General features: G+C 70.0%; 10 protein-coding genes. All 10 read left to right on the top strand.

Features of this window, described 5'->3' with window-relative positions:
* The first annotated feature begins 107 nt into the window (after nucleotides 1-107).
* Entirely contained in the window at nucleotides 108-1850 is a 1743-nt protein-coding gene (locus tag VGV06_12050) for an ABC transporter ATP-binding protein (protein HEV2055889.1), read from the top strand.
* Complete coding sequence (locus VGV06_12055) at nucleotides 1843-3621, top strand: ABC transporter ATP-binding protein (protein ID HEV2055890.1); 1779 nt, start codon at nucleotides 1843-1845, stop codon at nucleotides 3619-3621. The genes VGV06_12050 and VGV06_12055 overlap by 8 nt, the downstream gene beginning before the upstream one ends.
* On the top strand, nucleotides 3618-3956 hold the full coding sequence (locus VGV06_12060) for an MGMT family protein (protein HEV2055891.1): 339 nt from the start codon (nucleotides 3618-3620) through the stop codon (nucleotides 3954-3956). Before VGV06_12055 ends, VGV06_12060 begins: the two co-directional genes overlap by 4 nt.
* A gap of 1 nt (nucleotide 3957) precedes the next feature.
* On the top strand, nucleotides 3958-4986 hold the full coding sequence (locus tag VGV06_12065; GenBank protein HEV2055892.1) for an LLM class F420-dependent oxidoreductase: 1029 nt from the start codon (nucleotides 3958-3960) through the stop codon (nucleotides 4984-4986).
* Between the two features lie 7 nt (nucleotides 4987-4993).
* Complete coding sequence (locus VGV06_12070) at nucleotides 4994-5464, top strand: YbaK/EbsC family protein (GenBank protein ID HEV2055893.1); 471 nt, start codon at nucleotides 4994-4996, stop codon at nucleotides 5462-5464.
* A gap of 34 nt (nucleotides 5465-5498) precedes the next feature.
* Nucleotides 5499-6260, top strand: a complete 762-nt coding sequence (locus VGV06_12075; GenBank protein ID HEV2055894.1) for an SDR family oxidoreductase — start codon at nucleotides 5499-5501, stop codon at nucleotides 6258-6260.
* On the top strand, nucleotides 6257-7204 hold the full coding sequence (locus VGV06_12080) for a hypothetical protein (protein ID HEV2055895.1): 948 nt from the start codon (nucleotides 6257-6259) through the stop codon (nucleotides 7202-7204). The genes VGV06_12075 and VGV06_12080 overlap by 4 nt, the downstream gene beginning before the upstream one ends.
* Nucleotides 7201-7668 (top strand): redoxin domain-containing protein, encoded by a 468-nt coding sequence (locus tag VGV06_12085; GenBank protein HEV2055896.1) that lies wholly within the window; start codon nucleotides 7201-7203, stop codon nucleotides 7666-7668. Before VGV06_12080 ends, VGV06_12085 begins: the two co-directional genes overlap by 4 nt.
* Before the next feature lie 64 nt (nucleotides 7669-7732).
* On the top strand, nucleotides 7733-8206 hold the full coding sequence (locus VGV06_12090; GenBank protein ID HEV2055897.1) for an SRPBCC family protein: 474 nt from the start codon (nucleotides 7733-7735) through the stop codon (nucleotides 8204-8206).
* 41 nt (nucleotides 8207-8247) lie between these two features.
* Nucleotides 8248-8944: deoxyribonuclease IV (locus VGV06_12095; protein ID HEV2055898.1), on the top strand; the 697-nt coding region annotated here is incomplete at its 3' end.

Genomic DNA, 8944 nt, shown 5'->3' on the forward strand with positions numbered 1-8944 from the left:
GGGAGCCCGAGATGGGCGAGGATCCGCTGAATGACGGCCGGGTCGTCGATCGTGGCTATGAGCTGCATCCGCCCTGAAGGCTCCGCTAGCCTCTGTATACTGGGCGGGTGTCTCCCGCCAGGCGCCTCCTCGGATACCTCCGTCCCCACGCCACCCGCTACGGCGTGGGCGTCGGCTGCTTAGCACTCGCCACGGGCTTTTCGCTGGGCATCCCGTGGCAGCTCAAGGAGGCGGTGGACGGCCTCCGCGGCGGCGGCGGCGCGCTCGCCTTTCACGCGGGCGTGATCGTTCTCCTGGCCGAACTCCATGCCCTGGCGAGGCTCGGCTCGCGCTTCACGATGCTGGGCGCCGGGCAGTGGGTCGAGCACGACGTCCGGCGCGACCTCTACGCCCACCTCGAAACGCTCTCCCCCGCCTTCTACCTGACCCACCGCACGGGCGACCTCATGTCGCGCGCGACCAACGACGTCCAGGCGCTGCGCGCGCTCGCGGGCTTCGGCACCGTGATGCTCGTGGGCACCTCGTTCACGTTCGCGGGCACGCTCGCGGCCATGTGGACGATCGACCCATGGCTCACGCTCTGGGCGCTCGCGCCGTCGCCGCTGCTGGTCCTGCTCGCGCGCCGCTTCAACCACCAGGTGGAGATTGAGTCCACTGCCGTGCAGGAGCAGCTGGGCGCGCTCTCAGCCCGGGTGCAGGAAAACCTGACGGGCATGCCCGTCGTACGCGCCTACACGATGGAGGCGAGGGAGATCGACGCCTTCGGCAGGCTCAACGGCGAGTACCTCGCGCGGAGCCTCCGGCTCGCTCGTACTCAGGCGGCCTTCTCGCCGATGTTGGGCCTCATCTCCGGCCTGGGTGGGCTCATCGTCCTGTGGGTCGGCGGCAGGGGCGTCATCGAGGGGCGCCTGACGCTGGGCGCCTTCGTGGCGTTCACCGGGTACCTCGCGTACCTGGCCTGGCCGACCATCGCGCTGGGCTGGACGCTCGCCAATCTCAAGCGCGGGCTCGCCGCCATGACGCGCATCGCCGAGATCCTCGAGACTCCCGGCCATACCGACGATCCGGAGATGGTGTCGACGGCCTCGGCACCCCCGCTCCTTACCGGCCCCATCGAGTTCAGGCGGCTTTCCTTCGGCTACGACGGCCGCGGGCGGGCGCTCGACGACGTCAGCTTCACGGTGCCCGAAGGCGCGACTGTCGTGGTGGTGGGGCCGACGGGCAGCGGCAAGTCCACGCTGGGCGCGCTCGTGAGCCGGCTGTACGAGCCGCCGCCCGGGACGGTCTTCGTCGGAGGGCGCGACGTGCGGGAGCTGTCGCGCGAGCGTCTCCGCCGGTCCATAGGCTACGTGCCGCAGGAGGCCTTCCTCTTCTCGCGCTCGATCAGCGACAACGTGGCGCTCGGCGACGAGGCCGCCCCGGAGGCTCGACTCCGGGCGTCCGCGGCGACCGCGGGGCTGGGTCCCGAGATCGAGGGTTTTCCGGAAGGCTGGGCGACCGTTGTCGGGGAGCGTGGGCTGACGCTGTCGGGCGGCCAGCGCCAGCGAGTCGCGCTCGCTCGCTCGCTCGTGCCCGAGCCGCCCATCCTCGTGCTGGATGACGTCTTCTCGGCGGTGGACGTGGGCAAGGAGGCCGAGATCCTTCGCTCGCTCCGGGCCGCCGTCGCCGGGCGGACCACGCTCGCGATGACGCACCGCCTGCGGGTGGCGCAGGAAGCGGATCGGATCGTGGTCCTCGACGAGGGGCGCGTGGCCGAGCAGGGCACTCACGCCGCTCTCCTCGCTTCGGGCGGGCTCTACGCGCGGCTCTGGCGCATCCAGCAGATCGAGCAGGAGCTGGCCAATGACTGAGCGCGACCCCGAGCTCCTCGGGAAAGCGTACGACCCCCGGCTCATGCGCCGGCTCTGGGGCGTGACGCGCCCACACCGACGGCTCGTGCTGCTCTCGATGCTCCTCTTCCCCGCGGTGGCGGCGCTCGAGCTCCTTCAGCCCTGGCTGACCAAGATCGCCATTGACCGCTACATCCTCACGGGCGATTGGCTGGGGCTCAGCCGCATCGCGGCGGCCTACCTCGGCTGCCTGATCGTCCTCTACGGCCTGCGCGTCGCCATCTCGTACCTGACGCAGCTCGCCGGCCAGCGCGTCATGCACGACCTCCGCGCGGCGCTCTTCGCCCATCTCCAGCGGCAGGACGCGGCCTTCTTCGACCGGAGCCCGGTCGGGAGGCTGATGACGCGCGTCCTGACGGACGTCGAGGCCATCAACGAGCTCTTCACGAGCGGCGCCATGGCCGTGGTGGGCGACGTCCTGACGCTCGGGGGCATCGTGGTCCTGATGCTGGTCCTGAATTGGGAGCTGGCCCTGGTCACGTTCGTCCTCGTGCCCGTCCTCGCGGCAGGCGCCGCGTACTTCAGGCTGAAAGCCCGCGACAGCTACCGCGGGGTCAGGACTCGCCTGGCGCGGCTCAACGGCTTTCTGCAGGAATCGCTCCAGGGCATGGCCGTGATCCAGCTCTTTGCCCGCGAGCGAAGGGAGGCGGAGCTTTTCGCGGGGCTCAACGGCGACCTCCGCCAGGCGCAGTTCCGCTCGACCTTCTTCGACGCGATGCTCTACGCGGGCGTCGAGGCCATCGGCTCGGCGGCGGTGGCGCTTCTCCTCTGGTACGGCGGCGGCCAGGTACTGACGGGCGCACTCACCTTCGGCGGGCTCGTCGCCTTCCTCGAGTACACGGGCCGCTTCTTCCTGCCGATCCGGGACCTGGGCGCCAAGTACACGGTGATGCAGGCCGCCACCGTCGCCGCCGAGCGCGTGTTCGGCCTGCTCGACGCTGAGCCCTCCGTCCGCTCCCCGGCCGGTGGTGTCGTCGCCGGCGACCCGGGCGCGGCGGCCGTCGAGTTCAGAAACGTCTGGTTCGCCTACGACGGAGAGAACTGGGTGCTGCGGGACTGCTCGTTCACGGTCGCGGTGGGGGAGCGCGTGGCGCTGGTCGGGCCGACGGGCGAGGGCAAGAGCACGATCGTGCGGCTGATGACGCGCGGTTACGACGCGTCGAGGGGACAGGTGCTGGTGGGCGGTGTGGATGTCCGCGAGTGGGACCTAGGCGCGCTGCGCCGCCAGGTCGGCGTCATTCCGCAGGAGGTATTTCTTTTCACCGGCACCGTGGAGGACAACTTGAGAGTCGGTGCGGGCGCGGCGGCGCTGGGTGACGAGATCGACCGCGCGCTTCGGACAGCGCGCGCGGACCGCGTGGTCGCCTCGCTCCCGCAGGGCCTCCAGCAGGAGATCCACGAGCGCGGCCAGAACCTTTCACAGGGGCAGCGGCAGCTGCTGGCCATCGCCCGGGCGCTCCTTTATAATCCGGCCGTCCTGGCGCTCGACGAGGCGACATCGAGCGTGGACCCAGAGTCGGAGGCGCTGATCCGCGCGGGGCTGGAGGAGCTGCTGCGAGGCCGGACCAGCGTCGTCGTTGCGCACCGGCTCTCGACGATCCAGACGGCCGACCGGATCCAGGTGCTGCACAGGGGGCGGGTTCGTGAGGCCGGTCGTCACGCCGAGCTGCTGGCACAGGGCGGGCTCTACGCGAGGTTGTACGAGCTGCAGTTCGGAGAGGTCGCGCCGTGACGGACTTCCGCCGGGAGGCCTGGCGTCTGATCGGCCGGATCCCGCGTGGGCGCGTCGCGACCTACGGTCAGATTGCGCGTTGGGTCGGCCGGCCGCGCCACGCGCGCATGGTGGGCTTGTCGTTGCGGAGCTGTCCGTCGGGGCTGCCGTGGCATCGCGTCGTCAATGCCGGGGGCGGGATCAGCCTCCGGGCGGCTCACGGGAGCATGCTGACCCAGCGTATCCTGCTCGAGCAGGAAGGTGTGCTCCTGCGGAGCGGGCGCGTGTCCCTGGCGCGCTACGGCTGGCAGGGGCCCGGGAAGGTTTCACGGCCACGTCGTGGCCACGGAGGATGATATGCGCCTCGGCTTGAACATGGGCTATTCCGGCTCCGCTCTCAGGATCAACGTGCCGCTCGTGCAGGAAGCGGATCGGCTGGGCTTCCATTCGGTGTGGTCGGCGGAGGCGTACGGCTCCGACGCGGTCACCACCATCACCTGGGTGGCGGCGGTGACGCAGCGTATCGGCGTGGGCACGGCGATCATGCAGATCCCCGCGCGCACGCCCACCCTGACCGCGACCACGGCGATGACGCTCGATCAGCTCTCGGGCGGGCGCTTTCTCCTCGGGCTCGGCGTCTCGGGGCCGCAGGTGGTCGAGGGGTGGCACGGGGTGGCCTTCGGCAAGCCGCTCTCGAGGACCCGCGAGTACGTCGAGATCGTGCGCTCGGTGTGGCGGCGGGAGAAGCCGCTCGAGTTCAAGGGGCAGTACTACCAGATTCCCTACGCGGGTCCCGACGCCACGGGGCTCGGCAAGCCGCTCAAGTCCATCCTGCACGGCCGGACCGACATCCCCGTTTACCTAGCGGCGATCGGTCCGAAGAACGTGGCGCTGGCGGCGGAGATCGCCGACGGCTGGCTGCCCGTGTTCTTCTCGCCCCAGCGGATTGCCGTGTTCAAGGAGTCCCTCGACAGCGGCTTCGCTCGGGCCGGGGGCGGGAAATCACTCGCGCGCTTCGACCTGGCTCCCACCGTGCCGGTGATCGTGGGAGACGACGTGGCGGCATGCCGCGCCATGGTCAAGCCCCGGCTCGCCCTCTACGTCGGCGGCATGGGCGCCCGTGGCAGGAACTTCTACAACGACCTCGTGTGCCGCTACGGCTACGAGGCGGCGGCCAAGACCATCCAGGATCTCTACCTCGGGGGCAAGAAGGAGGAGGCGGCGGCGGCAGTGCCCGACGCCCTCGTGGACGAGGTGGCGCTGTGCGGCCCGAAGGAGCGGATCCGCGAGCGGCTCGAGGCCTGGAAGAGATCGGGCGTGACCACGATGATCCTCGGTGTCGGACAGGTGGACGCGCTGCGGCTGATGGCCGAGCTGGCGCTCTGAGCGCCGCGTGAAGCCCGCCGCGCTCCGCGTTCAGGCCGCTATTGTTGCACTGGGCTTGAAGGGGGAGGTGGTGGAGCTCGCCGTGGAGGCGCGCACCTCGCAGCAGGCGGCTGACGCCGTCGGCGTGCGCGTGGAGCAGATCGCGAAGTCCTTGGTCTTCACCGTCAATGGCGTGCCCGTCATGGTCGTGACCTCGGGGATCAACCGCGTGGACGAGGCGAAGCTGGGGCGGCTGGCGGGCGGCCAGGTCCGCCGCGCCGACGCCGACACGGTCAGGCGCGCGACCGGCTACGCGATCGGCGGCGTGCCGCCGCTGGGCCACGAGACGGCGCTGCCGATCTGGGTGGACGAGGACCTGCTGGGCCTCGACTTGATCTACGCGGCCGCGGGCGTGCCCGAGTGCGTTTTCCCGCTGACGCCCGACGAGCTCGTGCGGGCCACGGGCGGCCGCGTCGCCGATGTAAAGGAATCGAAGTGAAGGAGTCGAAGACGTCCCCAAAAGGAGAACCAGCATGAAGCTCAAGGACAGGGTGGCCATCGTCACGGGCGCGGGGTCGGGCATCGGTCAGGCCTCGGCGCTCCTGTTCGCTTCGGAGGGCGCCAAGGTCGCCGTCGTGGACCTCAAGCCAGACGCTGCTCGGGCGGTAGCGGAGCAGATCGAGCGGGCCGGGGGCCACGCAATGGCCATCACCGCGGACGTGAGCCGCGCGGAGGACAACCGCGAGGCCGTCGCCCAAACCGTCACCCGCTGGGGCCGGCTCGACGTCTTCTTCGCCAACGCTGGTGTGCCGCAGTGGCCGTCCTCCGTGGACGAGGTGGATGAGACCGTCTTCGACCGGATCATGGCAGTCAACGTCAAGGGCGTCTTCCTCGGCGCCAAGTTCGCGGCCCCCGTCATGAAGAAGCAGAAGCGCGGGGTTTTCCTGATCACGGGCTCGACCGCTGCGTTCAAGCCCCGGCCGGGCGGGCAGTGCTACGCGGCATCCAAGGGCGCCGTGACGACCATGGGCCAGAGCTTAGCAGTCGAGCTCGCGCCGTTCGGGATCCGCGTCGTGGTCATTGCACCTGTTGCCACCGAAACACCCATGCTGGCGACCTTCATGGGCAAGAAGGAAGTGGACGCCGAAGGCATGAAGCGCTACCAGGCGACGGTGCCGCTCGGGCGCCTCAACCAGCCCGAGGACATCGCCAAGGCGGCGCTCTTCCTCGCCTCGGACGACGCCTCGATGGTGACGGGCAGCCCATTCATCGTGGACGGCGGCCGCTGCGCGTGAAGGTCGTCCCGCTCGCGGGCGACTCGCTCGGTGTGCGCTCGATGGCGACCTATGTCGAGTGCGGGCAGACGCGCGTCCTCATCGACCCGGGCGCGGCGCTGGGGCCCAACCGCTTCGGACTGCCGCCGGCCGATGCGGAGTGGGAGGCTCTCAAGCGGGCCAACGACCGCATCTCCGGCTATGCCGCGCGCGCGAACCTGATCTTCCTCAGCCACTACCACGAGGACCACTTCCGCCACGACCCGGGCCTCTACGAGGGGCGCACGGTGTGGGCCAAGGACGCGAAGCGGATGATCAACCCGCGCCAGGCCCAGCGGGCGGGGGAGCTGTGGAAGGCGATCGCCGGCGGCTGCCGCCTCGATTCGGCGGACGGCAGGACCATGGAGACCGCAGACGCCCGCCTCGCAGCCTCACCCCCTCTCGCCCACGGCGTCGAGGGCACCCCGCTCGGCTACGTGGTCGCGTTGACCGTGACAGACCTACGTGAAGGCACGCGCTTCGTCCACGCCTCGGACGTGCAGGGGCCGCTCTCCGCCGTCGCCGCCGCCTACCTGATCCGTGAGAGGCCGGACATCCTCTACCTCTCGGGGCCTCCCGCCTACCTCGAGCACCAGCTCGGCGCGGCGCTCATTGACCAGGGCATCGACCACCTCCTGCGCGTGCTGGACCGGACGGACTGCCGCGTGATCTTCGATCATCACGCGCTCCGCGCTGAGAACTACCCGGAGCGCTTCAAGCGCCTGTGGCAGACGGGAAGGGTCGTGACGGCGGCCGGCTACCTCGGGCTTCCGGACGAGGCGCTCGAGTCCAGGCGCCGGAGCCTCTGGGCGGGCCGGCGCAAACCCTCCTCGCGCATGGATCGGCAATTGAAGAGCCCTGGCCGGTCGGCTATGATTGACCGTAGACGCGATATTCCACGTGCGAAGGGAGGGTCACAGGAATGAGCGATGCGAAAACGCCGGGCGTTGGCGATGCGGCGCCCGGCTTCACTATGAAGACCATCGGACTCAAGGAAGTGAGCCTGAAGGACTACCCGGGCAAGAACGTGGTGCTGCTGTTCTACCCGCTGGACTGGACCCCAGGCTGATCCAAGTGCATGCCCGCCTTCGATAAGCGCGTGAAGGACTTCGAGGCGGCGAATACCCAGGTCCTGGGTATCAGCGCGGACAGCCCATTCAGCCATGAGAACTGGGCCAAGTCGGTCGGCATCTCGAACTACCCGCTTCTTTCCGACGTGCAGCGGTCGGTCAGCAAGGACTACGGCGTCTACTGGCCGGACTGGAACGCCAACGTGCGCGCCACCTTCATCGTCGACAAGCAGGGCAAGATTGCCTTCGTCGAGCGCTACGGCAAGGGCGAGCTGCCCGACCCGGACAAGATTCTCGCCGAGGTGAAGAAGCTCGGCTGATTCGCGGGCCGGCCGGGAGCGCGCTCGCAGCTCCCGGCCGGATGCCGCGCGCCGATCAGCCGCCATGCCCGACTACGTGATCGAGCGCCGCTTGTGGCTGGCGCGGCGGCGCCCGGAAGTGTTCGGGTTCTTTGCCGACCCGAAGAACCTCGTCACCCTCCATCCGGAATGGGCACGCCCGAGGTGGCTCGTGGAGCCGCCGGACCGCCTCGATGCGGGAGCCGTGCTCGACTTCAGCGTGCCGATGGCGGGGCTTCGCGTCCGCTGGCGCGTGATGGTGCGCGAGTTCGACCCGCCGTTCCGCTTCGTCGACGCCCAGCTCTGGGGGCCCTTCGCGCGATGGGAGCACCGCCACCGCTTTCTGGAGGAGCCCGAGCGCGACGGCGGCGACGCGCCCGGAACCTGGGTCGAGGACCGCGTCACCTACCGGCTGCCGCTCGGGCCCCTCGGCCGCGCGGCTCACGCGCTCGGCGCCGGCCGCCGCATCGTGGGGCTCTTTGAGTACCGTGACCGGCGGCTGCGGGAGATTTTCGGCTGAGCCCGAAGGCGCGGGGGACGCCCGACCTGCTCGGGGCCCACATGTCCATCGCCGGCGGGCTCTATCGCGCGCTCGAGCGGGGGCACGAGGCCGGCTGTTCCGTGGTCCAGATCTTCCTCAAGAACCAGCTCCAGTGGTCCGCCAAGCCGTACGCGCCGGAGGAGATCCGGCAGTTCGCCGCCGCCTGGACGGCAACCGGCATCCGGACGGTGTTCGCCCACTCTTCCTACCTCATCAACCTGGCGGCGCCTTCGCTCGCGGAATGGACGCGCGCGGTCAGCGCGTTTCACGACGAGCTCGAGCGCGCCGAAGCGTTGGCGCTGCCCTTCGTGATCATCCACCCGGGCTCTCACAAGGGTCAGGGTCTCGAGGCGGGCATTCGGCGCATCGTCGGCGCGCTCGACGAGGTGACATCGCGGACCCGCGGCTATCGCGTCCGTGTCTTGCTGGAGAACACCGCAGGCGGCGGCGCGACCATCGGGCGGAGCTTCGAGGAGCTCCGCGCGCTTCTGAGCGGGGCCCGGGCACCCGAGCGCCTGGGCGTCTGCCTCGACACCTGCCATCTCTTCGCCGCCGGCTACGACCTGCGAACGCGCGCGGACTACGAGGGTGTGATGAAATCATGCGCGGCGATCGTGGGACTCCGGCACGTGCGGGCCTTCCACCTCAACGACGCCAAGGCAGAGCTTGGGTCGGGCCTCGACCGTCACGAGAAGATCGGCAGGGGGCGGCTCGGAA

Source organism: Candidatus Methylomirabilota bacterium, from assembly GCA_035936835.1.
Lineage (GTDB): Bacteria > Methylomirabilota > Methylomirabilia > Rokubacteriales > CSP1-6 > AR37.

What these genes read in the sequence shown, in the direction of transcription:
- VGV06_12065 (HEV2055892.1), top strand. Translation starts at nt 3,958, where the DNA reads ATGCGCCTCGGCTTGAACATGGGCTATTCCGGCTCCGCTCTCAGGATC.
- VGV06_12055 (HEV2055890.1), top strand. Translation starts at nt 1,843, where the DNA reads ATGACTGAGCGCGACCCCGAGCTCCTCGGGAAAGCGTACGACCCCCGG.
- VGV06_12075 (HEV2055894.1), top strand. Translation starts at nt 5,499, where the DNA reads ATGAAGCTCAAGGACAGGGTGGCCATCGTCACGGGCGCGGGGTCGGGC.
- VGV06_12090 (HEV2055897.1), top strand. Translation starts at nt 7,733, where the DNA reads ATGCCCGACTACGTGATCGAGCGCCGCTTGTGGCTGGCGCGGCGGCGC.